General features: G+C 65.3%; 21 protein-coding genes and 1 pseudogene. 8 read left to right on the plus strand and 14 right to left on the minus strand.

The genetic code is table 11. The features are described 5' to 3' along the window. Positions 1–410: 410 nt before the first annotated feature. The 3 genes and pseudogenes from ACNQFN_RS19010 to ACNQFN_RS19020 form a co-directional block, all read right to left on the minus strand. Positions 411–575: pseudogene (locus ACNQFN_RS19010) on the minus strand (LysR family transcriptional regulator); the annotation flags it as partial. Then, positions 576–905: a DUF3325 domain-containing protein gene (locus ACNQFN_RS19015; RefSeq protein WP_068639699.1), complete on the minus strand. Its 330-nt coding sequence runs from the start codon at positions 903–905 to the stop codon at positions 576–578. After that, positions 902–2,506 carry a PepSY-associated TM helix domain-containing protein gene (locus ACNQFN_RS19020; RefSeq protein WP_083953807.1) on the minus strand — a complete coding sequence of 535 codons (1,605 nt, stop codon included), beginning with the start codon at positions 2,504–2,506 and terminating at the stop codon, positions 902–904. Before ACNQFN_RS19020 ends, ACNQFN_RS19015 begins: the two co-directional genes overlap by 4 nt. 77 nt (positions 2,507–2,583) lie before the next feature. On the opposite strand from ACNQFN_RS19020, the gene ACNQFN_RS19025 reads away from it, so the two are divergent. Further along, positions 2,584–2,835, plus strand: coding sequence for a type II toxin-antitoxin system Phd/YefM family antitoxin (locus tag ACNQFN_RS19025; protein ID WP_068639700.1), 252 nt, complete (start codon positions 2,584–2,586; stop codon positions 2,833–2,835). Beyond that, positions 2,825–3,262, plus strand: coding sequence for a putative toxin-antitoxin system toxin component, PIN family (locus ACNQFN_RS19030; RefSeq protein ID WP_068639701.1), 438 nt, complete (start codon positions 2,825–2,827; stop codon positions 3,260–3,262). Before ACNQFN_RS19025 ends, ACNQFN_RS19030 begins: the two co-directional genes overlap by 11 nt. A gap of 31 nt (positions 3,263–3,293) precedes the next feature. Here the strand turns inward: ACNQFN_RS19030 and ACNQFN_RS19035 are convergent, their stop codons facing one another. From ACNQFN_RS19035 to ACNQFN_RS19060, 6 genes are all read right to left on the minus strand, one after another. After that, positions 3,294–3,572: a DUF3649 domain-containing protein gene (locus ACNQFN_RS19035; RefSeq protein ID WP_068639702.1), complete on the minus strand. Its 279-nt coding sequence runs from the start codon at positions 3,570–3,572 to the stop codon at positions 3,294–3,296. A gap of 2 nt (positions 3,573–3,574) precedes the next feature. Next, positions 3,575–6,232, minus strand: coding sequence for a TonB-dependent siderophore receptor (locus tag ACNQFN_RS19040; RefSeq protein ID WP_418647278.1), 2,658 nt, complete (start codon positions 6,230–6,232; stop codon positions 3,575–3,577). Between the two features lie 64 nt (positions 6,233–6,296). After that, positions 6,297–6,710, minus strand: a complete 414-nt coding sequence (locus ACNQFN_RS19045; protein ID WP_068639450.1) for a type II toxin-antitoxin system VapC family toxin — start codon at positions 6,708–6,710, stop codon at positions 6,297–6,299. Continuing rightward, a complete protein-coding gene (locus tag ACNQFN_RS19050; protein ID WP_068639449.1) occupies positions 6,707–6,958 on the minus strand; it encodes a type II toxin-antitoxin system Phd/YefM family antitoxin in 252 nt (83 codons plus the stop codon). The genes ACNQFN_RS19045 and ACNQFN_RS19050 overlap by 4 nt, the downstream gene beginning before the upstream one ends. Before the next feature lie 132 nt (positions 6,959–7,090). Beyond that, positions 7,091–8,056, minus strand: coding sequence for a FecR domain-containing protein (locus tag ACNQFN_RS19055; RefSeq protein WP_068639448.1), 966 nt, complete (start codon positions 8,054–8,056; stop codon positions 7,091–7,093). Positions 8,057–8,079: 23 nt separating this feature from the next. Next, the gene (locus ACNQFN_RS19060; protein WP_068639447.1) at positions 8,080–8,589 is read right to left on the minus strand and encodes a sigma-70 family RNA polymerase sigma factor; all 510 of its coding nucleotides are present in this window, start codon (positions 8,587–8,589) and stop codon (positions 8,080–8,082) included. A 223-nt stretch (positions 8,590–8,812) separates the two neighbouring features. On the opposite strand from ACNQFN_RS19060, the gene ACNQFN_RS19065 reads away from it, so the two are divergent. Then, entirely contained in the window at positions 8,813–8,971 is a 159-nt protein-coding gene (locus ACNQFN_RS19065; protein ID WP_418647279.1) for a hypothetical protein, read from the plus strand. Positions 8,972–8,986: 15 nt separating this feature from the next. Here ACNQFN_RS19065 and icmF read toward each other — a convergent pair whose 3' ends face one another. After that, positions 8,987–12,265, minus strand: a complete 3,279-nt coding sequence (gene icmF, locus ACNQFN_RS19070) for a fused isobutyryl-CoA mutase/GTPase IcmF (RefSeq protein WP_418648936.1) — start codon at positions 12,263–12,265, stop codon at positions 8,987–8,989. Between the two features lie 241 nt (positions 12,266–12,506). Between icmF and ACNQFN_RS19075 the strand changes: the two genes are divergently transcribed. From ACNQFN_RS19075 to ACNQFN_RS19090, 4 genes are all read left to right on the plus strand, one after another. After that, positions 12,507–13,574: an AraC family transcriptional regulator gene (locus ACNQFN_RS19075; RefSeq protein WP_088178911.1), complete on the plus strand. Its 1,068-nt coding sequence runs from the start codon at positions 12,507–12,509 to the stop codon at positions 13,572–13,574. Between the two features lie 130 nt (positions 13,575–13,704). Further along, positions 13,705–15,798, plus strand: a complete 2,094-nt coding sequence (locus ACNQFN_RS19080) for a PAS-domain containing protein (protein WP_068639444.1) — start codon at positions 13,705–13,707, stop codon at positions 15,796–15,798. Next, the gene (locus ACNQFN_RS19085) at positions 15,795–16,523 is read left to right on the plus strand and encodes a response regulator transcription factor (RefSeq protein ID WP_068639443.1); all 729 of its coding nucleotides are present in this window, start codon (positions 15,795–15,797) and stop codon (positions 16,521–16,523) included. Before ACNQFN_RS19080 ends, ACNQFN_RS19085 begins: the two co-directional genes overlap by 4 nt. Positions 16,524–16,619: 96 nt before the next feature. Beyond that, a complete protein-coding gene (locus ACNQFN_RS19090; RefSeq protein ID WP_068639442.1) occupies positions 16,620–17,099 on the plus strand; it encodes a VOC family protein in 480 nt (159 codons plus the stop codon). A 91-nt stretch (positions 17,100–17,190) separates the two neighbouring features. Here ACNQFN_RS19090 and ACNQFN_RS19095 read toward each other — a convergent pair whose 3' ends face one another. Further along, positions 17,191–18,051, minus strand: coding sequence for a neutral zinc metallopeptidase (locus ACNQFN_RS19095; RefSeq protein ID WP_068639441.1), 861 nt, complete (start codon positions 18,049–18,051; stop codon positions 17,191–17,193). Positions 18,052–18,137: 86 nt separating this feature from the next. Continuing rightward, complete coding sequence (locus tag ACNQFN_RS19100) at positions 18,138–19,544, minus strand: KamA family radical SAM protein (protein ID WP_068639440.1); 1,407 nt, start codon at positions 19,542–19,544, stop codon at positions 18,138–18,140. A gap of 432 nt (positions 19,545–19,976) precedes the next feature. Between ACNQFN_RS19100 and ACNQFN_RS19105 the strand changes: the two genes are divergently transcribed. Continuing rightward, positions 19,977–21,857, plus strand: coding sequence for a methyl-accepting chemotaxis protein (locus ACNQFN_RS19105; RefSeq protein WP_418647280.1), 1,881 nt, complete (start codon positions 19,977–19,979; stop codon positions 21,855–21,857). A gap of 122 nt (positions 21,858–21,979) precedes the next feature. On the opposite strand, the gene accC is transcribed toward ACNQFN_RS19105, so the two are convergent. Further along, a complete protein-coding gene (gene accC / locus ACNQFN_RS19110) occupies positions 21,980–23,971 on the minus strand; it encodes an acetyl-CoA carboxylase biotin carboxylase subunit (protein ID WP_068635867.1) in 1,992 nt (663 codons plus the stop codon). A gap of 23 nt (positions 23,972–23,994) precedes the next feature. Next, positions 23,995–25,527 (minus strand): acyl-CoA carboxylase subunit beta, encoded by a 1,533-nt coding sequence (locus ACNQFN_RS19115; protein WP_068635868.1) that lies wholly within the window; start codon positions 25,525–25,527, stop codon positions 23,995–23,997. Between the last annotated feature and the right edge of the window lie 25 nt (positions 25,528–25,552).

Consider the following 25,552-nt stretch of genomic DNA (forward strand, 5'->3'; position numbering starts at 1 on the left):
CTTTTATATCGCTCGATGTCGTGGGGGTTGCCGAGTGGCACTTAGCGATTTTGCTTGAGCGAGTGATTTTCGTGCTTCTCGGCATGACCTTGCCGGATGGAATATCCCCAGGGTCGAATCTGTTACGAAAGGGTGGAAAGGGATGGTACGAGAGGGATTGGTGGGAGCCCTTGCGCTCCAAACAGGACCATGCGATATGATTGGCATTGACTACGACCGAATGATCAATGTCTGGTCATTGCTTCTAGGCGGACCCTACAAGTTATCTACCTGACGACCTCTCCGGCCGACAAGTAGTTTAGTTGTCAGGATGAGCGGTGACTCCGACCATATAGCTGCCATTGAGCCTTCATGTCCGCGAAGAGGGCTCAGGGTCGGTAGCGGAAATCCGCGAGGCGGCCGCTTGGTTCGGTGCGCCGCGTGGTGCGCTCCAGCAGGCGCACGCCCAGGTTTTCCTCCAGCTCCTTGATGGCGCGCGACAACGGCGATTGCTCCATGTGCAGCTTCTCCGCCGCACGCGCAAAGTGCAGTTCCTCGGCCACGGCGATGAAGCAGCGCAGGTGTCGCAATTCCATTCACGAGCGCTCCCTGTGCGTGGGTTCAGGGGGGCCGCTGCCGGTCGCCACCAAGGCGAAAAGCTGCGGTCGATAGGTGAGCACGAGTGCCACCGCCGGCACAGTGGCGCTCAACAGCCCCAGCCACAACACGGCGCCAACGGCCCAGCCCGAATGCACGATGCAGGCTGCGAGCGACGCACCAAGCGCCGCCGCTCCGGCCACGCGCAGCAGCACGCCACGGCGGCCAGGGGCCGGGCGCTGCCATACCTGCCGGTGATGGCGATCCATCGCCAGTGCCAGCGCGGCAAAGCCGGCGCAGGCCAGTGCGAAGGCCAGCAGCGCCATCATTCGCCGGCCCTCGCGTGGCGGATCGTGGCCGAGGCACGCACGGGCAAGGGGCTGCCCACGCCCTGACTCTGGAGCTGGGGCTGTGCCCTGCGGGTCAGCCGCCAGGCCAGCGCCGCGAAGGCCAGGCCGAAGACGAGCATGGTCAGATCGAAGCCGGCCATCACCCAGTCGCCTTGCGGCAGCGATGCGCCCAGGTGGCGTTCGGTGGTCAGTGCATTCAGCACAGGCAGCAAGGCAAAAGCCGCAGCGGCCAGCCAGCCCTGCTCGATCCAGGCGCGTGCCGTCGGCCGCAGCGTCGCGTGCAGCAGCAGGAGCCCCCAGGCGATGAACATGGCATGGGCTTCCCATGCCGCGCGCGCCTCGAACGCGACCGGGATCAGCCGGTTGGCCCAGAAGTAAGCCGCAATGGCGATGGGCAGCCCGACGACGGTGCCGACGTTCAAGCGCTCCACCAGCACCAGCCCGCGATGATCCGCGTCGGCCTGCTTCTGCGCCCGCTGGCGGCGCTTGACCGTCCACAGCACCAGCCCGGTGGCGATCATCGCCGTGCCCAGCAGCCCGGAGAGGAAGTACAGCCAGCGCAATACCGGGCCGGCGAACAGCCCTTCGTGCAGGCCCAGCAGCACATCGTTGATCGCCTTGGGTGTGGAGCGAATGGCCGGCAGCACTTCGAGCAGTTCGCCACTCACTCCGTCGAACACCAGAGTCTCGGCACTGCGCAGCGGGCCAGACGTGGCCTGGCGGGCCGTCACTCGCGCCTGCGTGTCGCCGGGGTGGCGAATATCCAGGCTCTGCACCTGGCCCTCGCCCCAGCGTGCTTCGGCCTGGGCCAGCAGGGGCGACAGTGGGGTCAGGGTAGCCGCTACACCCGCAGGCTCGGCCAGTAGTGCTGCGCGACCATTCAGTTCATCGAAGTACAGCCGCCGGTTCTCCTCGCCTGTACCGTAATGCGCGGCGATCACCAGCGGCATATAGAGGGTGGCGAAGAACAGCAGCCCCGAATAGGTAATCATCAGGTGGAACGGCAGCGCCACCACGCTCAGTACATTGTGCGCATCCAGCCAGGAACGCTGGCCCTTAGCCGGGCGGAAGGTGAAGAAGTCGGCGAAGATCTTCTTGTGCACGATGATGCCGGTGACGATGGCCAGCAGCATGAACATGGTGGCCAGGCCCACCAGCCAGTCGGCCATGGCCGACGGCAGGTAGTACAGACGCCAGTGCATGCGGTACAGCAACTGCCCACCGCCGCTGGCCCGTGCCTCCAAAGGCTGGCCAGTTGCCTGGTTCAGCTGCTCACTGCCGTTTGGCCCATTGCCCCGCCAACTCACACGCAACCAGGGATTGTTCCGATCCACCGGCAAGTTGACGCTCCAACGCTCGGCCTGCGGTGCCCGTGCCAGCAAGCGCTGCTCCGCCATTGCCAGCACCTGGGCCGCAGGCACCTGTGGCGCGGCTGGCAACTCGGGCTGCATCCAGCGGTCGATCTCGGTGTCGAAATAGCCCGCCGTGCCGGTGAGGAACATGAAGAACAGCACCCAGCCCAGCAGCAGCCCGGCCCAGGTATGCAGGCCGGACATGGATTGGCGAAAGCCCTGTTTCATGCTGATGATGATCCTGTTTGAACGAATCGAACGATTCGCCTAAAATGATCGAAGTCTTTACCGCAGAGGACCGACCCATGCAGACCATGAGCGCCAACGAAGCCAAGACCCGCTTCGGCGAACTGCTCGACCGGGCGCAGCGCGAGCCCGTGCAGGTGGCCCGCCACAACCGCGTAGTGGGCGTGATGGTGTCCGCCGAAGACTATGCCGCCATGCGCGCCTTCTACGCCGACCGCCTGCGCCACACCCTGGAGCGCACCGCCCACGCAGCCGCCGAGCGGGGGCTGACCGAGGGCGAACTTGCCCGACTGCTGGCCGATGAAAGCTAAACGGGTCGTACTCGATACCAACGTATTGATCAGCGCGGCCCTGTCCGCCCGCTCCACGCCCGCCCGCATCACCTTCTGGGTGCTGGAGCATGGCCGCCTGCTGTTGTCGCCGGAGACCTTCGCCGAGTTGGAAACCCGTCTGTGGCGCCCCAAATTCGACCGGTATCTGAACCCGGAAACCCGGCGCCAACTGCTGCACGATTTCAATGCGGTGGCCGAGTGGGTGAAACTGCCCACACAGCCGGGTACGGCATACAGCCGCGACCCGGATGACGACAAGTTCGTCCACACCGCCCTGACCGGCGCCGCCGACTGGCTGATCAGCGGCGACAGCGACCTGCTGGAACTGCCCGCGATGGACGGGCTGAGCATCCTTTCCCCGGCACAGGCCCTGGCCCTGATCGACAACGACCTGCCAGCCGGATAGTGGCAGGCTGGCGGATCGTGAAAGCCCTGCTTCATGACCAGGCCCTCTGTACAGCCAGCAGCACGCCAGCCAGCACAGCCGGCACCAGTACTCCCGCCCAGGCCCACCCGGCGCTGCGCGCCGCGAAGGCCCAGAGAATGGCTGCGGTATAGACGGCAAAGCTGAGCAGCAGCGCAGCCATCACCGATTCGGCACGGCCAATAGGCAGTAATCCGGCCAAGGCGAGCGGCAGCAGATTGGCCAGTGCATAGCCGCCGAATACGGCTGCGACTACGCGTTGGCACACACTCAATGCAATTGACACGGCCATCGTCAGAAGTTGAACGTGGCCGACAGTTTGAACGTCCTGGGTTCCGGAAAATAGACGTTCGACCCTTGCCCTATCCAGTTGTCGGAATCGAGGACATTCGTCACAGTGGCACGGACAACTATTGGCGCGGCTTCACCGCGCTCAATTGTGTATCGGACACCGAGATCAAACTGATACCAATCCGATACTTTCAGGGTGTTTTGCAGATTAATGTATTGCGACGAAGCGTAACGGACCTGTCCATTGAGAGCCAATCCATTCACATATGGAACATCCCAATCAATGCCGAGACGCGCCTGAAAGGGTGCGATTGCTGCTTTATTGCCATTATTCGAAGCGGTGGATGTATTGACGAGCACGGCATCGACATAGGCAAGGCCACCGTGCAAGCGAAGGCTTTGAAAGGGCGCACCGAAGAAGCCGAACTCCAACCCCCGATTACGCACCTCTCCATCCTGTACGAACACGTTTGTGTCGGGGTTTGTATAAGAGCTCGGCCTCGAAATCTGGAACGCGGCCAATGTTGTCGTTATCTTCCCCCAATCAACCTTGGCGCCCACCTCAATGCCCTTGGACGCGTATGGCGAAAATACTTCGCCCGCATTGACAGTACCGTCTGGTGCCGTACCACCTCTTTCCAAGGCCTCAATGTAATTGCCATAGAGCGAAACGTTCTGCCGCGGCTTGACCACAACGCCGACCAGAGGGGTATAGGCGTATTCTTTGTATGCAGAAGTCTGTATACCAGTCCTGCGATCGTAGGATGTCGTATCGATCTGCTGACGGCGAACACCGAGCGTCAACTGTATGCGTTCTTCCAGAATCGACAACGTATCGGCCAGCACAATTCCGTACAGTTGTGTATCGTCACTCAATACGTAGCTGCCTAGGGAATCGCTATTCGGCGGCGAGCTGTAAACCGGGTTGTACAAATTCTGTGTCGGCTGAGTGGATGACGTATCGCCAAACGCTCTCCGGTCTTTTGTTTGTTGCCAGGAGTATCCGATCGTGGCTTGATGGCTGACAGGCCCCGTCTCGAAATTGCCCCGCAAGCCTGATTGTAGCGTGTAAGTAGAGTATTTATGGCCCCACACCCCCGGCGTTCCGTTTACAGTCAACGTCCCCTGATTGTCGGCGAAGATACGATTGACGAAAAACGACTTGCGTTCTGCTTCCCCAGTGCCGACCTTTGCAAACGCAGTCAGATCATCTGAAATATCCAATTCTCCCTGGAGAGTTCCGAAATAGAACTCCGAGTTCGAGAACTCGTAGGGAGCATTGGGATTTGTCGCATTGTCGGGCGCCGAAGGCAAAGCGGTAACGCTGCTGCCCACGCTCATTTGGCGACGGCCCGCCTGAAGGTCGAGATCCTGGTAGCCAAGGTCGATGGACGAGCGGAAACGCTCACTTCGGTAGTCGCCAGCGAGAGATAGGAACTTGACCTCGCGGGAATGGTTGTCGATTGGCGTGTCACCTGACTCGGCCAACCCATTTAAGCGAAGCCCAAATTTATTGTCCTCACCGAAGCGCCGGCCGATATCGGCATGCCCGCCAACTTGCGAATTCGAGACATAATTCGTTGTGAGTTGCGTCAAAGAAATATCGTCGGCACGTTTTGGCACAAGATTGACAGAACCACCTACTGTTCCGGTTGCTGCGGCCGCTCCGTTCAAAAGGGCACTCGGTCCACGAAGTATCTCGACACGCTCTACTGCGGCAGATGAATAGACACCCAGGTTACTTACCTGGCTTAAGCCAGGCAGCCCATCGAATAGAAAGGTATCCGCACCGACTCCAAAGCCGCGAATCGCGAACTGTGTGTGACCCGCGCTGGCGGGAAGACTCTGTACCGAAGGGTCGTTCCCAAGCGCGTCTACAATATTATTTACTTGCTGGTCCTTGATCAGCTTCGACGTGTAGCTGGTCTGGCTGAACGGCGTATCCATCATGTCGCGGTTGCCGAGAATGCCTAGCCGCCCACCGCGCGCTACCTGGCCGCCGGCATAGGCTGGTGGTAGTTCTTCTCTGGAGGACGATATGGCAGAACCAGTGACCGTCACCGGCGCCAGCGTCATGGCCCCGCTCTCGGTCATCACCTGATGCAGCGAGTAACCCCCACTGCCGGCGCTCACCAGTTGATAGCCGCTGCTGGCCAGCAGGTGGTCGAACCCCTCGCGCACGCTGTAGCGGCCTTGCAGGCCGTTGCTGCGCAGCCCGGCCAGCATCTGCGGGTCGAAGGACAGCGCCACGCCGGACGTGGCAGCAAATTGCGCCAGCACGTCGCTCAGGCGGCCGGCGGGAATGGCGTATTCCTGGCTGGCGGTGCTGCTGGCGGGCTCGGCGGCCAGCGCAGGGCTGGGCGCCAGCACGGCCACACTCACCAGGCCGGCCAGGGCGCAGCCGATGGCGAGGTTCAGCACCTTGACTTTGAAGGTTGGCGCGGCGGCGTCGCGGACAACGGTGGAAGATGCGCGGCCCGATATGCGGGTAGGTCGCTGTGAATGCGGACGCCTGAAGACCATGCTGATACCTTTCGTCGATGCGTTGGTGGGCAGTTTTGGCGCGTTGAAAAACGCGCTTTCACCAGACACACCGGACGAGCGCAAAAAAGGTATCACCCCAATCGCAAATTTTTTTGCGATCTGCCATCTGACCGCCATGAATGGCGGAAATGCCGGTCTTGCATGGAGCGAGAACCGGCCCCGCCAGCCGGCCTGCTGGCGATCACGCCTCCCAGGGATTGACCAATTGCAGGTTCAGCCCCTCGAAGTCCCTAGTGTTGCGTGTGACCAGCGTCAGGTCGTGTTGCAGGGCGGTGGCCGCCAGCAGGCCGTCGATGGCGGGCAGCGTGCGGCCCGCGCTGGCCTGCACCCGGCCCCAGCGGTCGGCAACCTGGGTGTCGATGTCCAGCAGCCTGCCGACGAACCAGTTGGGCAGTTCCACTTCCAGCCAGTCGGTCAGGGTCTGGCGGAACGCGGCGTCGGCCACGCCTTCGATGCCTTGGCGGATTTCACCCAGGCTAAGCACCGAGAGGTACAGCGACTGGCGCGGACGGGCCTGCACCCACGCCACCACCCGCGCGTCGGCCTGTTTGCGGCGCAGTTCCGAGAGGACGTTGGTGTCGATCAGGTAGCTCAAAGCTCGACCTCGCGCGGCAGGCTGCGGTCGCGCTCGAATTCGATGTCGTCCCGCCCTTGCAGGGGCGAGGCGCGCATGAAGTCCACCAGCGATTGTTCGTTGCCGCTCAGGCGGTCGAACAGTTCGCGCGACACCACCACCGCCTTGGCCCGCCCGTGCAGGGTGATCTCCTGCGGCCCGTTCTCGACCGCGTGTTTGACCAGTTCCGAGAACCGCGCCTTGGCGGTTTGCATTTGCCAGCTTTGCATGACGCAACCTCCGACTATAGTAGTCTGACCATATGGATCAGAATTCTATCCGAACCCCTGCCTGGGTTCAAATCAGCTCAGAAATGAGCTGATTTTGAGCTGATACGCCTTCCAGACGACAGGAAAGCCGCCTTAATGGGCTTGCACCGTGATCCAGTAGGACGTGGCGCGGCCGATGCGCACCGGCAGGGATTTTTCCAGCAGGGCCAGGCTGGCGTGGGTATCGGCCACCGGGAAGGAGCCGGAGACCGTGAGGCCGGCGACGGCCGGGTCGCAGCGCAGCACGCCACGGTGGTAGCGGGAAAGTTCAGTCACCAGATCGCCCAGGCTCATGTCCTGGGCCAGCAGCATGCCGCGCTCCCACAGCGCGGCGCTGGCGTCCGCCGGCTGCGCGGCTTGCAGGGCACTGGCCGTGAACGCCATCTGCTCGCCCACCCGCACGATGGCTGCCTGGCTGGCGTCGATCGGGCGGACTTCCACCGCCCCCTCGAACACGGCCACGCGGGTGCTGTCGTCCAGACGGCGCACGTTGAAACGGGTGCCCAGCGGCCGCAGGTTGCCGTGATCGGTGCGCACGATGAAGGGGCGCGGCGTGGGCGACGGATCTTGCGCGGTGGTGATGAAGATTTCGCCGGCCACCAGCGCGATGCGCCGTTCGCTGGCGGTGAAGGCCACGTCCACCGCCGTGGCGATATTGAGCACCAGGCGCGTGCCGTCGGCCAGGGTGATGGTCTTCTGCTCGCCGGTGGCGGTGCGCAGGTCGGCCGTCCATTCCTGCCAGGGCGTGTGGCGCCAGGCGAGCCACGCGCTGGGTACGGCGAGCGCCATCAGCGCCAGCAGTTCCCGGCGGCCGGGGCTGGGCAGGCGCGCGAGGGTGTCGCGGCCGAGCTTGGGTGGCACCTGCTGAAAGGTTTCCAGCACACCTTCGGCACGCTGCCAGGCCGCTTCGTGGGCTGGGCTGCGCTCGCGCCAGTGCGCCAGCCTGGCCCGGTCGTGGTCGGAGGCCTCGCCGGATTGGAGCAGCACCAGCCAGTCGGCGGCGTCGTCCAGGATGGACTGCTCGATGTCGGGCGTGGGGATTCGGATTGCCGCCGTCATGCCGCAGGCCCTCGGTGCGTCAGTCAACCCAGCGCCAGGCAGGCGCCGAAGGCGCTGCGTATATGCCGCTTGACGGTGATGAGCGAGGTGCCGAGTTCGTCGGCGATCTGCTGGTAGGTCAGGCCATCGAGCTGGGCCAGCAGGAATATCTCGCGCGTGCGCGCCGGCAGGCTGCGCAGCATGGCTTCGACGCGGTACAGGGCTTCCAGGACCAGCAGACGGGTTTCCGGGGACGGCACTTCTGGCTCCGGCAGGTGGGCCAGCGCTTCGAGGTAGGCGCGCTCCAGATCCTGCCGCCGCCAGTGGTCGATGACCAGGCCCTTGGCGATGTGCGTCAGCAGTGCGCGGGGCTCGTCGCCGAGTTGTGCCGGCAGGCACCGGGAGACCATGACCCGCAGGAAGGTATCGTGCGCCAGGTCGGCGGCGTCGCAGGTGTTGCCGAGTTTGCGGCGCAGCCAACCATACAGCCAACCGTGATGGTCGGTGTACAGTAGGTGAACTTGTTGCGCTGCAAGGGTATCGGCCGCCGACATGGCGCCCTCCTGTTCATCGGTCGAGCACCTGAGCGGACTCGATATCAAATAAGAATTGTTCTCATCCTAACGAATTCCCGACAAGTCTTGCAAGCTCGGCCTTGACGAGGCGGTGGTGGCCGACTTCGCGCCGACGGGCGTGGCCCTGCTCAATCCCTGGGAGCCGGCGACCTGACGCTCAAGCCATCTTGGCGAACAACGCCACGTCCGGCAGCCCTTTGAAGTGCGCATCGCAAGTAAGCAGTTCCGCACCCTGATGCCGGCCGAACTCAAGGAACTGCGCAAGCTCAAGAAGGACCATGAGCGCTTGAAGCAGGAGCACGACCTCCAAAAAAAAACGGCGCCGAAGCGCCGCATCCCAAATGGGAGAGGGGAAGTCTGAAACTGCCGCTGCCGATTACATGCTGCGGCGGTACTGGCCGCCGACCTTGTACAGCGCCTCGGTGATCTGGCCGAGCGAGCAATGGCGCACCGCTTCGACCAGCACCTCGAAGACGTTGGCGTTGTCGATCACCGCCTGCTGCAGCCTGGCCTGCCACTTGGGCGATTCGGCCTTGTTGCGGGCATGGAAGTCGGCCAGGCGCTGGAGCTGGCTCTGCTTTTCTTCCTCGGTCGAGCGCGCCAGCTCGATTTCCTGCTGGGCCTGGCCCTTGGGATTGAGGAAGGTGTTGACGCCGATGATGGGGTAGGAGCCGTCGTGCTTCTTGTGCTCGTAGTACAGCGACTCTTCCTGGATCTTGCCGCGCTGGTAGCCGGTTTCCATCGCGCCGAGCACGCCGCCGCGGCTGGCGATGCCCTCGAACTCCTTCAGCACGGCCTCTTCGACCAGGTCGGTGAGCTCGTCGATGATGAAGGCGCCCTGGTTCGGGTTCTCGTTCTTCGCCAGACCCCACTCGCGGTTGATGATGAGCTGGATCGCCATCGCGCGGCGCACGCTCTCCTCGGTCGGCGTGGTGATCGCCTCGTCGTAGGCGTTGGTGTGCAACGAATTGCAGTTGTCGTAGATCGCGATCAGCGCCTGCAGCGTGGTGCGGATGTCGTTGAAGTCCATCTCCTGCGCGTGCAGCGAGCGGCCCGAAGTCTGGACGTGGTACTTGAGCTTCTGGCTGCGCTCGTTGGCGCCGTACTTGTTCTTCATCGCCACCGCCCAGATGCGGCGGGCGACGCGGCCGATCACGGTGTATTCCGGGTCCATGCCGTTGCTGAAGAAGAAGCTCAGGTTGGGCGCGAAGTCGTCGATGTGCATGCCGCGCGCCAGGTAGCTCTCGACGTAGGTGAAGCCGTTGGCGAGCGTGAAGGCGAGCTGGCTGATCGGGTTGGCGCCGGCCTCGGCGATGTGATAGCCGGAGATCGACACCGAGTAGAAGTTCTGCACCTTGTGATGGACGAAGTACTCCTGGATGTCGCCCATCATCTTCAGCGCGAACTCGGTGCTGAAGATGCAGGTGTTCTGGCCCTGGTCTTCCTTCAGGATGTCGGCCTGCACCGTGCCGCGCACGGTCGACAGCGTCCAGGCGCGGATCTTGGCGTATTCGTCCGCGGTCGGATCGCGGCCGTTGTCGGCCTTGAACTTGGCGATCTGCTGGTCGATCGCGGTGTTGAAGAAGAAGGCCAGGATGATCGGCGCCGGGCCGTTGATCGTCATCGACACCGAGGTCGTCGGCGCGCACAGGTCGAAGCCGTCGTACAGCACCTTCATGTCGTCCAGCGTGGCGATGCTGACGCCGGAGTTGCCGATCTTGCCGTAGATGTCCGGGCGCGGGTCGGGGTCGCAGCCGTACAGCGTCACCGAGTCGAAGGCGGTACTGAGGCGGTGCGCCGGCATGCCTTCGGACACCTTCTTGAAGCGGCGGTTGGTGCGGAAGGCGTCGCCTTCGCCGGCGAACATGCGGGTGGGGTCCTCGCCCTCGCGCTTGAAGGCGAACACGCCGGCCGTGTAGGGGAAGGAGCCGGGCACGTTTTCCTTCATCAGGAATTTCAGCGTCTCGCCTTCGTCCTCGAAGTTCGGCAGCGCCACCTTGCGGATCTTGCTGCCTGCCAGCGAAGTGTGGGTCAGCTTGGTGCGGATTTCCTTGTCGCGGATCTTCACCACGTACTCGTCGGCGGCGTACAAGGCCTTCTCGGTCGGCCACTGCTCCAGCAGCTTCTTCGCCGCCGGCGTGAGTTCGCCGTCCTTCCAGTCGATCAGTTCATCGAATGTTGCCAACTGAGAGCCGTCATCCTTGCCACGCTGCTCGAACAGCGCCTTCGCCGTCTTCAGCGACTGGCGCTCGCGGGCGACGCGGGCCTGCTGCTCGACGTGCTTGTGGTAGTCGCGCACGCTGTCGGCGATCTCGGCCAGGTAGCGGATGCGATCGGCCGGCACGATGGCCCGGCCGGCGGAGGATGCCTTCACGCCGACCGCCGGCAGCTTGCCCTTGGCCACTTTCAGGCCCTTGCCGACCAGCGCCGGCAGCATGCACTGGTACAGCGCGGTGACGCCGTCGTCGTTGAAGCGTGCCGCCATGGTGCCGAACACCGGCATCTCGTCCGGGCTCTGGCCGAACAGTTCGCGGTTGCGCTGGTACTGCTTGCGCACGTCGCGCAGCGCATCCTCGGCGCCCTTGCGGTCGAACTTGTTGATGGCGACGAAGTCGGCGAAGTCGAGCATGTCGATCTTTTCCAGCTGCGACGCGGCGCCGAATTCGGGCGTCATCACGTACAGCGACAGATCGACGAAAGGCACGATCGCGGCATTGCCCTGGCCGATGCCCGAAGTCTCGACGATGACGAGGTCGAAGCCGGCCAGCTTGCAGGCGGCGATGACTTCCGGCAGCGCGGCCGAGACTTCGGAGCCGGTGTCGCGGGTGGCGAGCGAGCGCATGTAGATGTTGTCGTGCTCGATCGCGTTCATGCGGATGCGGTCGCCCAGCAGCGCGCCGCCGGTGCGCTTGCGCGAGGGGTCGATGGAGACGATCGCGAGCTTGAGCCTGTCGTCCTGGTCGAGGCGGAAGCGGCGCACCAGTTCGTCGGTCAGCGAGGACTTGCCGGCGCCGCCGGTACCGGTGATGCCCAGCGTCGGCACCTTGGTCTTGGCCGCGGCCTCGATCAGCGCCTTCCTGACATCGTCGCCGTAGCCGCCGTTCTCCAGCGCGGTGATGATCCGCGCCAGCGCCCGGCGGTCGCCGGCAGCCAGCGCCTTCAGCACCGCGTCGGCCTTCTGCGGCGCGGCCGGGGCGAGATCGACGTCGCAGCGTTCGACGACGCTGTTGATCATGCCCTGCAGGCCCATCGTGGCGCCATCCTCGGGCGAGAAGATGTGGGTCACGCCGTAGTCGTGCAGTTCCCTGATCTCGGCCGGCACGATCACGCCGCCGCCGCCGCCGAACACCTTGATGTTCTCGCCGCCGTTGGCCTTCAGCAGGTCCATCATGTACTTGAAGAACTCGACGTGGCCACCCTGGTAACTGGTGATGGCGATGCCCTGCACGTCTTCCTGCAGCGCGGCCTTGACGATCTCGCCCACCGAGCGGTTGTGGCCGAGGTGGATCACCTCGGAGCCGGTCGCCTGCAGGATGCGGCGCATGATGTTGATCGAGGCATCGTGGCCGTCGAACAGCGCCGCAGCGGTGACGAAACGCACCTTGTTCTTGGGCTTGTAGGCTTGCAACTTGTGGGCAACGCTCAGGTCGGTCATGTCGGTCTTCCCCCGGAAGGTGAATGGTGATGCGGCTTCGATGGCGCCGCTGCTCTTATGAACGGAATGGTAGAAGGCGAACGGCGGCTTTGCCATTGCGCTTGCCGACGGCAATCATGCAAAATCCGCCAATCTTCGCAAGCATGCGAATCCGCCCGGAGCACGCGCCGCCATGCCCCAGCCGCCCCTCCCCCGCCCACCTGCCCCGCCGCAGGCAAAAAGGCGCCAGGCCACGGTCGCGATGGGCTTCGTCGATGGCATGCTGTCCGGCATGCGCCGCCGCGGCCGCGATCCGGCAGCGCTGCTCGCCGCCACCGGCATCAGTCTTGCAGATACTGCCAGGCGCATCCCGGTCGACCGTTACGCCGCACTGTACAACCTGATCATCGCCGAGCTGGACGACGAGGCGCTCGGCCTGTTTCCGCGGCCGATGCCGCCGGGCAGCTTCGAGTTCCTGTGCCGCGGCATGCTGGGCACGGCGACACTGGAAGAGGCGCTGTCGCGCGCCTGCCGCTTCCTGCGCCTGGTGCTGGCGGACTTGCGGGTGGAAGTCAGGCGGCAGGGCAGACATGCCGAAATCGAGATCGTCGAGCTTTCCGCCCCCGGCACGCCTCCGCCTTTCGGCGGCCGTGACGACCCTGCCCGCGTGTTCGCCTTCGAATGGCTGCTGCGCCTGGTCCACAGCGTCGCCTGCTGGTTCGTCAATCGCGGCATCGCGCTGGACGAAGTGCGCTTCCCCTACGCCCGCCCCGCCCATGCCGACGACTATGCGCTGGTCTATACCGAGCGTTCGAGCTTCGAGTGTTCGAGCCCCGATGGCGGCACCCTGCTCGCGCGCTTCCACGACAACCTGCTCGACCTGCCGGTGCGGCGCGACGACACGGCGCTGGCGCACTTCCTCGAAGGCGCACCCGGCCGGATCTCGATGCTGTACCGGCGCGACCGCGAAATGGTGGTGCGTGTCCGCGATCTGCTGCGTGGTGCGCTGCCGGTCAACCTGTCGATCGAGGACGTCGCCCGCCAGCTCCACCTGTCGACCCGAACGCTGCACCGCCGGCTCGAAGACGAAGGCTCGAGCTTTCGCCTGATCAAGGAGGCCACCCGGCGCGACATCGCCTGGTCGCGCCTGGCCAAGACCCGCCAGCCGATCGCGCAGTTGGCGGCCGATCTCGGCTACGCGGACACATCGGCCTTCTACCGCGCCTTCGTGTCCTGGTCGGGGCAATCGCCCGAGCAGTTCCGCGCCCAGTTGGCCGCGCGCCAGGACGGCCATGCCGGGCCCCCGCCTTCACGCCGCGACGGAACGTGAGCCCGCGATGAGCGTCACAAGCCGGCAGCAGGTGCGCCGTCGGCGTGACACCTGCCTTTGCCCGGCAGCGGCGAACTGTGCCAGCATTGGGCCATAACAATACCGAACAGTACGGAGACAGATCACGACCATGGCGCAGCCGCCCGCCGAAAACGACCCTCAACTGCCCGGCCCCTCGCCGGAACAGCGCCGCCGGCACGACCTGCTGATGGCCGGCCTCGACCTGCTCGACCAGGCCATCGCAGTGTTCGACGCCACGCCCAAGCTGGTGACGTGGAACAAGGCCATGCAGCGGCTGCTCGACTTTCCCGAATCGCTGTTCAGGGTCGGCACGCCCTTCGAAGCGTTCGTGCGCTTCAATGCCGAGCGCGGCGAATACGGCGAGGGCGACACCGAAAAGCTGGTTGCGGCGCGAATGGCCGCGGCGCGCTCGTTCGAGCCGCACTACGTCGAGCGGGTGCGCCCCAACGGCCGGGTGCTGGCAGTGCGCGGCGTGCCGATCCCCAATCTCGGCTTCGTTTCGCTGTGGACCGACATCACCGAGCAGCGCCGCGCCGAAGCGCTGATCCAGGAACAGAACGCCCGCCTCGAAGCGCGGGTCCAGGAACGCACTGCCGAACTGGAGCAGGCCAACCGCGAGATCGACCAGATCGCCGGCGCGCTGCGCCTGTCCGAAGGCCGCATGCGGCTGATCCTGGACGCCATTCCGGCGATGATCGCCCACGTCGATGCCGGCCGCCGCTACCGCTTCGCCAACCGCGCCTACGCCGAATGGTTCGGCCTGACGAAGGAGGGCATCGTCGGCCGTTCGGTCGAGGAGGCCTTCGGCCCGGAGCTCTACCCCGTCATCGACGGCTATCTACGCGAAGCCGAAACCGGCGAGCGCGTCAGCTACGAGTACGCGCGCAAGAACGCCAGCGGCCAGACGGTGCATGCCCGCAGCGTGGTCGTTCCCGACGTCTCGCTCGAAGGCGGCTTCCGCGGCTACTTCGTGATGTCCACCGACATCACCGAGCAGAAGGCCAGCCAGGCTGCGCTGGTGCAGGCCCAGAAGATGGAAGCGGTCGGCCAGTTGACCGGCGGTCTGGCGCACGACTTCAACAACCTGCTGACGATCATCATCGGCAACCTGTCTGCGCTGCAGGGCAAGCTGGCGGGCGGCAGCGGCGCCGAATACGTCGATCCCTCGCTGCAGGCGGCGCGGCGCGGCGCCGAACTGATCCGGCGCCTGCTCAGCTTCTCGCGCCGCCAGACGCTGGAGCCGGCCGCCATCGAAGTCGGCGAGCTGGTGCGCAACATGACGCAACTGCTGATGCGCACGCTGGGCGAGACGATCACCGTCGGCCTGAACCTGCCGGACACGCCGATCCACGCCCTCGCCGACCCTCACCAGTTGGAAAACGCCATCCTCAACCTGGCGATCAACGCGCGCGATGCGATGGCCGGCAGCGGCACGCTGTCGATCGCCGTCCAGTCCCGCCATATCGACGTCGCCCTTGCCCGGCTCGTCGAAGTACCGCCCGGCGACTACGTGCAGATCGACGTCAGCGACACCGGCAAGGGCATCGAGCCCGCCGTGCTGGCGCGCGTCTTCGAGCCCTTCTTCACCACCAAGCCCTTCGGCAGCGGCAGCGGCCTCGGGCTGTCGATGGTGTATGGCTTCGTGCGCCAGTCCGGCGGCAACATCCGCATCCTGAGCACACCGGGCAAAGGCACCAACGTCCGCTTCGTGCTGCCGATGACGCAGCCGGCCGCCTCCCTCCCTTCGCCGCAGGCCGTCGTGCAGCCTCTCCCCGCCTACGAAGGCGGCCCGGTGCTGCTGGTGGAGGACGAGCCCGAGGTGCGCAAGGTCATCCGCATGCAGCTCACCGAGCTGGGCTATCCGGTGATCGAAGCCGGCGACGGCGTCGAAGCCCTGGCGCTGCTCGAGGTCATCGACGACATCGCGCTACTGGTCAGCGACACCGTGATGCCGGGCGGCCTGAATGGCCACGAACTCGCCCGCCGGGCACGCCTGCTGCGCCCGGCGTTGCCCATCCTGCTCGTCACCGGCTATACCGGTGAAAAGCCGGACGGCGACACCGCCGCGCAACTGCCGGTGCTGCGCAAGCCCTTCGACCCGCCGGCGCTGGCAGCCGCGCTGGCTGCGCTTGCCATGCAGGCCGCCGGCAGCGACACATCCATCCATCCCACGAACCCGGCCACGAAGGAAAGCCCGACATGACCACGAGCCTCCCGGACTCCCCCTCGCCGCTGATCTTCGTCCTGGAGGACGAACCGGACATCGCCCGCCTGATCTGCGCCAGCCTGGCGGAATACGGCTTCCGCCACGAACACCTGAGCACCGGGCGCGAGCTGCTGGCACGCGCCCGCATCCAGTCGCCCGACCTGTGCATCGTCGATCTCGGCCTGCCCGACATGGACGGCATGCAGGTGGTGCGCCAGCTGCAGGACGGCACGCCCTGCGCGGTGCTGATCCTGACCGGCCGCAACGACGTCACCGACCGCGTGCTCGGCCTCGAGCTCGGCGCCGACGACTACATCGTCAAGCCCTTCGAGCCGCGCGAGCTGGTCGCCCGCGTACGCTCGATCCTGCGCCGCTACCAGCGCTCGGCCGCGCCGGAAGGGTCCGGCGACGCGCGCATCGCCCGTTTCACCGGCTGGGAATTCGACGGCAACCGCCATACCCTGACCGCCCCCGACGGGCGCGAGATCAGCCTGTCGGCCGCCGAGGCCGGCCTGCTCGCCACCTTGCTGCGCCGCCCCAACAAGATCCTGTCGCGCGAGCAATTGCTGGGCGAACGCGACGTCGATCCGTTCGACCGCAGCATCGACGTGCGTATTTCGCGCCTGCGGCGCAAGCTCGACGACGACCCGCACAATCCGAAGCTGATCAAGACCGTCTACGGTGCAGGCTACCTGTTCGCCGCACAGGTCGCCTGGCGTTGAGGATCATGTCCCGGGGCTTTCAGGCGCTGCAGTTTTCAAGCACGGACTTCAAGTTCATAATTATGAGTTATTGATTAACGAACTTCGGAGTCCTGCATGTCTTCCCCGCGCCCATTCAAGATCCTCGGCATCCAGCAGATCGCCATCGGCGGCCCCAGCAAGGAAAAGCTCAAGACCCTGTGGGTCGACATGCTCGGCCTGGAAATGACCGGCAATTTCGTCTCGGAGCGCGAGAACGTCGACGAGGACATCTGCGCGATGGGCAGCGGCCCGTTCAAGGTCGAAGTCGACCTGATGCAGCCGCTCGATCCGGAAAAGAAGCCGGCCGTGCATGCCACGCCGCTGAACCACGTCGGCCTGTGGGTGGATGACCTGCCCAAGGCAGTGGAATGGCTCGGCGCCAACGGCGTGCGCTTCGCCCCCGGCGGCATCCGCCGCGGCGCCGCCGGCTACGACATCACCTTCCTGCACCCCAAGGGCAACGACGAGTTCCCGATCGGCGGCGAAGGCGTGCTGGTCGAACTGGTGCAGGCACCGGCGGAAGTGGTGGAAGCCTTCGCCAGGATGGCAGGCTGAACGCCGCGGCAGAACGCGCCGCGGATAATCGGAAGAAGGGCTCCCACCGCCACCGGGGGAGCCCTTCTTCTTGCCCTGCCCGGAACCCGCTTTACAGCGCAGCCGCCGAGAAGGTATCGCACTCGCGCAGATCGCCCCGCTCCAGCCCGGTGCGGAACCAGCGCATCCGCTGCGCGGCGCTGCCGTGGGTGAAGCTGTCAGGCACGGCGTAGCCCTGGGCCTGCTTCTGGATGTGGTCGTCGCCGATGGCGCTCGCTGCGCGCAGCGCCTCCTCGACGTCGCCCTCCCTCAGGATGATCTGCTGCTCGCGCACGGCATGATGGGCCCAGACGCCGGCCAGGCAGTCGGCCTGCAGTTCGAGCCGCACCGACAACTGGTTGGCCTCGCGCTCCGACACCCGCTGGCGCGCCTGCTGCACCTTGCCCGAGATGCCGAGCAGGTTCTGCACGTGGTGGCCGATCTCGTGCGCGATCACGTAGGCCTGGGCGAAGTCGCCGGGCGCGCCGAAGCGCCGGCTCAGTTCGTCGAAGAAGGACAGGTCCAGATAGAGCTTGCCGTCGGCCGGGCAGTAGAACGGCCCCATCTGGGCCTGGCCCACGCCACAGGCGCTGCGCGTCGCCCCGGTAAACAGGACCAGCGTCGGCTCCTGATAGTGCTGCCCGGAAGCGCGGAAGATCGCCCCCCAGGTCTGCTCGGTCTCGGCCAGCACCTTGGCGGAGAAGCTGGCGAGCTCGTTCTCGGCTGCCGGCCGCCTGGCATCGGGCTGAATTCCCGAAGGCGACTGCACCACCGCAGCGTTGTCGAGCACCACGCTCGGGTCGATGCCGAAATACATCGCCACCAGCGCCAGCACGATGGTGCCGATGCCGATCTTGCCGCGTCCGCCCAGGCCGGCGCGCTGGCCGCGCCTGTCCTCGACGTTGCGGCTTTCCCTGCCCTTACGAAAATCCATCGCTCGCTCCCGCATGCACGTGGGCGGATGCTACTCCGCCACCGCGCGATGCGGGAGAGGGCGTGGGCCGGCAGCGCCCGGGCTCCTTATGCAGCAAGCCCCGCCGCAGCGAGCTTGTCGCTGCGGATCGCCTCGTACTCGTCCTCCCAGAACCACTTCTCCTCGCCGAAGGCGGGCTTCAGGTGGTGCAGCCAGGTCGCCTCCTCGTCGTAGCGGGCGAAGAAGGGGCGCTGCACCCAGTCCGGATTTCGTCCCTGGATGAAGCGCAGCACGAAGACTTTCTCGCCGGCGATCTCGGCCACGCCCTGGATCTCGACCTTGCCGGGGCTGGCGCTCATGCTCGGGCCGCGTGCGGTGCGGCCGAGGCCCGACACCTGCTGCATGGCCTCGCGGTAGATTTCCCACGCGCGCGCCAGCGGTACTTCGAAATAGGCCCGCGCGCCGGTGTCGCGCTCGGCGAACATGTAGTAGGGCACGATGCCGAGCCTGACCTGAAGCTTCCACATCTTCGCCCACACCGCCGGATCGTCGTTGATGTGCGCCAGCAGCGGCCCCTGCGCGCGGATCACCGCACCAGTGCTGCGGATGCGCTGGATCGCCGCCTGCGCGGCCTCGGTGTCGAGTTCCTTCCAGTGGTTGTAGTGCGCCATCAGTGCGACGTGCTTGCCCGCCTCGGCCAGTTGCGTCAGCAGCCGGATCAGGTCGTCGGCGTCGTCCGCGCCCAGGAAGCGGTGCGGCCAGAAGGTCAGCGCCTTGGTGCCGATGCGGATGGTCTGGATGTGGTCGAACTCGGGTTTGAGCAGGGGTTCGAGATAGTCGCGCAGATGGCGCGTCTTCATCACCATCGGGTCGCCGCCGGTGAACAGCAGGTCGGTGACCTCGCCGTTGCGGCGCAGATAGTCGTGCAGGGTCTTGGCCTCGGACGCGGCGATGCGCAGTTCCTTGTCGCCGACGAACTGCGCCCAGCGGAAGCAGAAGGTGCAGTAGCTGTGGCAGGTCTGGCCCTGGCTGGGGAAGAACAGCACGGTTTCGCGGTACTTGTGCTGGATGCCGTCGAGACGGTTGCCGTGCTCGTCGCGCGGCATGTTCATCTCCATCTGGTCGGCCGGATGGGGATTGAGCTCGTGGCGGACTTCGGCGATGGCCTGATCCAGCTCGGCCTTGTCGGCGCCCTTGCGCAGCAGCGCCGCGATACGGTCGAAATGCTCGGGCGCGAGCATGCCGCGCTGCGGGAAGGTGAGCTGGAAGATCGGATCGGCCGGGATGTTGCTCCAGTCGATCAGTTCGTCGATGACGTACTGGTTGACGCGGAACGGCAGCACCGACGACACCACCTTCATTTCGAAGCGCCGTTCGGCAGAGAGCCTGCCGAGCTGCACGATGCGATCGAGATCGCGCTGAGTATATACCTTGAACGGCACCGGCTCGAAAGCCGCATGAGTGGCTTGTTCAATGCGCCAAACCGGTTTCAGAACCTGCGCTTGAGCACCCATCTGTCGTCTCCTTCTGGTCTGGCCCGACGATGCGCCGGCGCCGTGCATACACGGCGCCCACTGCTCCGCGACCAGGGCTTGAGGCTCGGGTGCGCGGTCGTCGGGGAGTGGAAAACAATCCGGGAAGCAACCCGGAGAGCAGTCCGGCGGCCCAAACATGGGAGGGCGCCAGGAAGCCGGACTGGCATGCACCCGCTTCACGGGTTCGATGGAAGAGGGTGCATGGTATTTCACAAAGTATATTTGTGTAAATGCGACTCTTCGTCCGGTCGTTGGTTCCCTTCTCGCCCTTTCCGCGAATTTCTTCCTCAAGGCCGGGCCGCGTGCGCCGATATGCTTTCACTCCGGACGGCCAGCCGAGCCTGCAGCCCAAGGCCTGCGCAGCAGAGTCTCCTGGCCAGACATCCCCGCCCGCCCCCGACAGGAAGCACCATGAAAATCGCCCATAAAGTCGGCATCGCAGCCGCTACCGTACTGTTCTTCACCACTGGCCTGCTGTCGCTGACCCAGGTCGGCCAGGTGCGCGACACGCTGCGCAGCCAGACGGAATCCAGCATCGCCGAAACCAGCGCCACCCTCGCCCGCCAGATCGAGGGCTGGCTCAACGCCAAGCTCCGCCTGATCGATCTGGCGGCACAGACCATCGACAGCAACTACAGCCCCGAGGAAAACCGGCGAGTCTTCGGCGCCCCCCTGCTGAAGGACGAGTTCATCCTGGTGTTCGGCACGCTGGAAGCCGACGGCAGGCCCATCGGCAACCTCGACAGCTGGAAACCCTCGGCCACCTGGGACGGGCGCCAGCGCCCCTGGTACGCCACCGGCAAGAACAGCAGCCAGGCGGTGCTGACCGAGCCCTACGTCGACAGCACCACCGGCGAACTGCTGATCTCGGCGGTGGCCAGAATCAGCGACGCCGGCCGCTTCCTCGGCGTGTTCGGCGGCGACATCCGCCTGCAACGGGTCGCCGATGCGATCAACACGCTCGACTTCAACGGCGCCGGCCATGCCTTCCTGCTCAACCGCACGGGCAAGATCATTTCCCACCCCAGGGCGGAAATGAACGGCAAACCCTACGCAGAACTGTTCGACGGCGCCTCGCCGGCGCTGGACAAGGCGCTGCGCGAAGTATCGGGCGGCGGCAAGGATCTGTTCGTCTCCTTCACCCCGCTGAGCAACCTGCAGGGCATGGACTGGTACATCGGCGTCGTGCTGGACAAAGGCATCGTCATGGCCGAGGCCGACCGCCTGACCTGGATGGCGGCCATCGGCACGGCCGTCGGCGTCGTCGTCAGCCTGGTACTGCTGATCGTGCTCGTGACCCGCCTGCTGCGGCCGCTCGGCTGCGAGCCGGACGAAGCCGCGGCGATCATGGAGAAAGTGGCGAACGGCGACCTCACCACCCACATCGCCCAGTCACGGCCCGGCAGCCTGCTGCACACCCTCGGCAACATGGTCGTCTCGCTGCGCGGCATGATCAGCGAGATCCACCGCGACGCGACCCAACTGGCCTCGGACGCACAACGGATCGCCAACGCCTCCGACGACGTCGCCAGCGCAGCCGAACAGCAGTCCGACGCCACCGCCTCGATGGCCGCCGCCATCGAGGAGCTGACGGTCAGCTCCAGCAACATCTCCGACAGCGCCCGCGAAACCGCGCAGGACTCCGTCACCGCGGTCGAGCTTTCCGGCCAGGGGGCGGAGCGCGTCGGCAAGGCCAGCCAGTCGATCCAGCAGATCGCCAGCACCGTCGCCGATGCCTCGACCCGCATCCGCGCACTGGAAGAACGTGCCCGCCAGATTTCCGACATCGCCAACGTCATCAAGGAAATCGCCGGGCAGACCAACCTGCTGGCGCTCAATGCCGCGATCGAGGCCGCCCGCGCCGGCGAGCAAGGCCGCGGCTTCGCCGTCGTCGCCGACGAAGTGCGCAAGCTGGCCGAGCGCACCTCGACCGCAACCACCGAAATCGAGCAGATGATCGTCGGCATCCAGAGCGACACCGTGGGCGCCGTCGACGCCATGGATGCCGCCTTGCCGGAAGTACGGCAGGGCGTCGAACTGGCCGGTTCGGCAACCGAGGCCCTGCACGCCATCGAACAGGGCGCGCGGCGCACCCTCGAACGCATCGGCGATGTCGCCAATGCCACCACCGAGCAAAGCGCGGCCAGCACCGCCATCGCCCAGCGCGTCGAGCAGATCGCCAAGATGGTCGAGGAAACCGCCGGCACCATCCAGAACACGGCCACGACCGCGCACGACCTGCAGGCCATTGCCACCAGCCTGCAGGCGCTGATCAGCCGGTTCAGAATCTAGCCCCGCCAGGTGGCACCTGGCAAAAAAAGGGCCTGCTTGCGCAGGCCCGCTGATCCGACAGGCACCCGGGCTTGGCGCCCGGGTTTCCCTCCCCATCGATCAAAAACGTCGATCGCGTCCGCTCATTCGAACTCGACGATGACTTCGTCCACCGACAGGCTGGCGCCCGGTCGGGCGACGATCTTCTTCACCTTGCCGTCCTGCTCGGCCTTGAGGACGTTCTCCATCTTCATCGCCTCGATCACGGCCAGCTTCTCGCCCGCCTTCACTTCCTGGCCTTCGGCGACCGAGACTTCGCGCAGCAGGCCGGGCATGGGCGACAGCAGGAACTTCGACAGGTCGGGCGGCAGCTTTTCCGGCATCAGCGAAAGCAGGTGGGCGGCGCGCACCGTCATCACCATCGGCTCAACCTGCAGGCCGAAGTGCGAGATGCGGTAGCGCAGGCCGCGGCGCTCGATCTGCAGGCCGATCGGCTCGCCGTTCACGGTGCCGGCGAACAGCAGGCTGCCGAAGGTCCAGTCCGACACGATGTCGTAGGTCTTGCCTTCGTGGGTGATGGCGAAGCCGCCCTCGATCGGCTGCGAGCTGACCGGGTACTGCCTGCCGCCCATCACCACCACCCAGTTGCTGGCGACCTTGCGGCCGTGGCCGGCGAGCTGGCCTTCGATCTGCACCGCGCGCTCGATGTAGCGCAGGCGGGCGAAGGTGGCGACCGCCGCGAGCAGCACCGGATCGTCGTGCGGCACCATCGAGGCATCGAAGCCCTGCGGGTATTCCTCGGCGATGAAGCCGGTGTTGAAGTTGCCCGAGCAGAAGCGCGGGTGCTGCAGCAGCGCGGCCTGGAAGGGGATGTTGGAGCTGATGCCGCGGATCACGAAGCCGTTGAGGGCGTCGCGCATGCGCTCGATCGCCTGCTGGCGGTCCTTGCCGTGCACGATGAGCTTGGCGATCATCGAGTCGTAGTACATCGAGATCTCGCCGCCTTCATACACGCCGGTGTCGACGCGCACCTGGCCGGGCACCTCCTGCGGCGCCTGGAACCTCACCAGGCGACCGGTGGACGGCAGGAAGCCGCGGAACGGGTCTTCGGCGTTGATGCGGCATTCCATCGACCAGCCGTCGATCTTCACGTCGGCCTGGGTGAGCGGCAGCTTCTCGCCGTAGGCCACGCGGATCATCTGCTCGACCAGGTCCAGCCCGGTGATCAGCTCGGTGACCGGGTGCTCCACCTGCAGCCGGGTGTTCATCTCCAGGAAGTAGAACTCCTTGGTCGCACCGCTCACGACGAACTCGACCGTACCGGCCGACTCGTAGTTCACCGCACGCGCCAGCGCCACCGCCTGCTCGCCCATCGCACGGCGCATCTCGGCGTCGACGAAGGGGCTCGGCGCTTCCTCGATGACCTTCTGGTGACGGCGCTGGATCGAGCAATCGCGCTCGTTCAGATAGACGTAGTTGCCGTGCGCATCGCCCAGCACCTGGATCTCGATGTGGCGCGGTTCGAGCACGTACTTCTCGATGAAGACGCGGTCGTCGCCGAAGGCGTTGCGTGCTTCGTTGACGCAGGAGGCGAAGCCTTCATGCGCTTCCTTGTCGTTGAAGGCCACGCGCAGGCCTTTGCCGCCACCGCCGGCGGAGGCCTTGATCATCACCGGATAGCCGATCTTCTTCGCGATCTCGACGGCCTCGTCGGGGCCCGCGATCGCATCGTTGTAGCCTGGAATGGTGTTCACGCCCGCTTCGATCGCCAGCTTCTTGGACTCGATCTTGTCGCCCATCTTGGCGACCGAGTAATGCTTCGGGCCGATGAACTTGATGCCCTCCTCTTCCAGGCGGCGCGAGAATTCGGCGTTCTCCGACAGGAAGCCGTAGCCGGGGTGCACCGCTTCGGCACCGGTCTGCTTGCACGCGGCGATGATCTTGTCCATCACCAGGTAGGACTCTTTGGACGGTGCCGGGCCGATGCACACGGCCTCGTCCGCCAGTTCGACGAACAGCGCGTCCTTGTCCGCTTCCGAATGCACGGCGACGGTGGCGATGCCCATCTTGCGGGCGGTCTTGATGACGCGGCAGGCGATTTCACCGCGGTTGGCGATCAGTATCTTCTTGAACATTTAACGTTTTCCTCGTGCGCGGATCAGAGCGGGATGTTGCCGTGCTTGCGCCACGGGTTTTCCAGTTCCTTGTCCTTGAGCATCGCCAGCGAGCGGCACACGCGCTTGCGCGTCTCGTGCGGCATGATGACGTCGTCGATGAAGCCGCGCGCGCCGGCCACGAAGGGGTTGGCGAAGCGGGTCTTGTACTCGGCCTCGCGCTCGGCGATCTTGGCCGGGTCGTTCTTTTCCTCGCGGAAGATGATCTCCACCGCGCCCTTGGGCCCCATCACCGCGATCTCGGCCGAGGGCCAGGCGAAGTTCACGTCGCCGCGCAGGTGCTTGGAGCTCATCACGTCGTAGGCGCCGCCGTAGGCCTTGCGGGTGATGATGGTGACCTTGGGCACCGTGCATTCGGCGTAGGCATACAGCAGCTTGGCGCCGTGCTTGATGATGCCGCCGTATTCCTGCGCGGTGCCGGGCATGAAGCCGGGCACGTCGACCAGCGTCACCACCGGAATGTTGAAGGCGTCGCAGAAGCGCACGAAGCGCGCGGCCTTGATCGAGCTCTTGATGTCCAGGCAGCCGGCCAGCACCAGCGGCTGGTTGGCGACGATGCCCACCGGCGAGCCTTCCATGCGGGCGAAGCCGATGATGATGTTCTTGGCGTAGTCGGGCTGCAGCTCGAAGAAGTCGCCGTCGTCGACCATCTTGACGATCAGTTCCTTCATGTCGTACGGCTGGTTGGGGTTGGCCGGCACCAGCGTGTCGAGCGAATGGTCCAGGCGGTCGGCCGGGTCGATGGCGGGCACCGCGGGCGGCTTCTCGCGATTGCTGGCGGGGATGAAGCCGACCAGGCGGCGGGTCATCATCAGCGCTTCGACGTCGTTCTCGAAGGCGAGGTCGGCCACGCCCGACTTGGTGGTGTGGGTCACGGCACCGCCCAGTTCCTCGGCGGTCACTTCCTCGTGCGTCACCGTCTTCACCACTTCGGGGCCGGTCACGAACATGTAACTCGAATCCTTCACCATGAAGATGAAGTCGGTCATCGACGGGCTGTACACCGCGCCGCCGGCGCACGGCCCCATGATCAGCGAGATCTGCGGCACCACGCCGGACGCGAGCACGTTGCGCTGGAACACGTCGGCATAGCCGCCGAGCGAATCGACGCCTTCCTGGATGCGCGCGCCGCCCGAGTCGTTGAGGCCGATCACCGGCGCGCCGACCTTCATCGCGTGGTCCATGACCTTGCAGATCTTCTCGGCGTGGGTTTCGGACAGCGAGCCGCCGAACACGGTGAAGTCCTGCGAGAACACGAACACCAGGCGGCCGTTGACCGTGCCGTAGCCGGTCACGACACCATCGCCCGGCGTGTGGTCTGCGCTCATGCCGAAATCGTTGCAGCGGTGCTCCTTGAACATGTCCCATTCTTCGAAACTGTCGTCGTCGAGCAGCAGCTGGATACGTTCGCGGGCGGTCAGCTTGCCCTTGGCGTGCTGGGCGTCGATGCGCTTCTGGCCGCCACCGAGGCGGGCCTTCTCGCGCTTCTCCTCCAACTGGCGAATGATGTCTTGCATTGATGATCTCCTGTCAGATCGTATG

Source organism: Thauera butanivorans, from assembly GCF_048398245.1.
In the GTDB taxonomy this organism is placed as follows: domain Bacteria; phylum Pseudomonadota; class Gammaproteobacteria; order Burkholderiales; family Rhodocyclaceae; genus Thauera; species Thauera butanivorans.

Excerpts from the sequence above, each read along its gene's own strand:
- ACNQFN_RS19040 (WP_418647278.1), bottom strand. The coding sequence starts at position 6,232 with ATGGCGGTCAGATGGCAGATCGCAAAAAAATTTGCGATTGGGGTGATA.
- ACNQFN_RS19080 (WP_068639444.1), top strand. The coding sequence starts at position 13,705 with ATGGCGCAGCCGCCCGCCGAAAACGACCCTCAACTGCCCGGCCCCTCG.
- ACNQFN_RS19085 (WP_068639443.1), top strand. The coding sequence starts at position 15,795 with ATGACCACGAGCCTCCCGGACTCCCCCTCGCCGCTGATCTTCGTCCTG.
- accC (WP_068635867.1), bottom strand. The coding sequence starts at position 23,971 with ATGTTCAAGAAGATACTGATCGCCAACCGCGGTGAAATCGCCTGCCGC.
- ACNQFN_RS19090 (WP_068639442.1), top strand. The coding sequence starts at position 16,620 with ATGTCTTCCCCGCGCCCATTCAAGATCCTCGGCATCCAGCAGATCGCC.
- ACNQFN_RS19015 (WP_068639699.1), bottom strand. The coding sequence starts at position 905 with ATGATGGCGCTGCTGGCCTTCGCACTGGCCTGCGCCGGCTTTGCCGCG.
- icmF (WP_418648936.1), bottom strand. The coding sequence starts at position 12,265 with ATGACCGACCTGAGCGTTGCCCACAAGTTGCAAGCCTACAAGCCCAAG.
- ACNQFN_RS19115 (WP_068635868.1), bottom strand. The coding sequence starts at position 25,527 with ATGCAAGACATCATTCGCCAGTTGGAGGAGAAGCGCGAGAAGGCCCGC.
- ACNQFN_RS19025 (WP_068639700.1), top strand. The coding sequence starts at position 2,584 with ATGCAGACCATGAGCGCCAACGAAGCCAAGACCCGCTTCGGCGAACTG.
- ACNQFN_RS19095 (WP_068639441.1), bottom strand. The coding sequence starts at position 18,051 with ATGGATTTTCGTAAGGGCAGGGAAAGCCGCAACGTCGAGGACAGGCGC.
- ACNQFN_RS19030 (WP_068639701.1), top strand. The coding sequence starts at position 2,825 with ATGAAAGCTAAACGGGTCGTACTCGATACCAACGTATTGATCAGCGCG.
- ACNQFN_RS19060 (WP_068639447.1), bottom strand. The coding sequence starts at position 8,589 with ATGTCGGCGGCCGATACCCTTGCAGCGCAACAAGTTCACCTACTGTAC.
- ACNQFN_RS19105 (WP_418647280.1), top strand. The coding sequence starts at position 19,977 with ATGAAAATCGCCCATAAAGTCGGCATCGCAGCCGCTACCGTACTGTTC.
- ACNQFN_RS19035 (WP_068639702.1), bottom strand. The coding sequence starts at position 3,572 with ATGGCCGTGTCAATTGCATTGAGTGTGTGCCAACGCGTAGTCGCAGCC.
- ACNQFN_RS19075 (WP_088178911.1), top strand. The coding sequence starts at position 12,507 with ATGGGCTTCGTCGATGGCATGCTGTCCGGCATGCGCCGCCGCGGCCGC.
- ACNQFN_RS19055 (WP_068639448.1), bottom strand. The coding sequence starts at position 8,056 with ATGACGGCGGCAATCCGAATCCCCACGCCCGACATCGAGCAGTCCATC.
- ACNQFN_RS19020 (WP_083953807.1), bottom strand. The coding sequence starts at position 2,506 with ATGAAACAGGGCTTTCGCCAATCCATGTCCGGCCTGCATACCTGGGCC.
- ACNQFN_RS19050 (WP_068639449.1), bottom strand. The coding sequence starts at position 6,958 with ATGCAAAGCTGGCAAATGCAAACCGCCAAGGCGCGGTTCTCGGAACTG.
- ACNQFN_RS19100 (WP_068639440.1), bottom strand. The coding sequence starts at position 19,544 with ATGGGTGCTCAAGCGCAGGTTCTGAAACCGGTTTGGCGCATTGAACAA.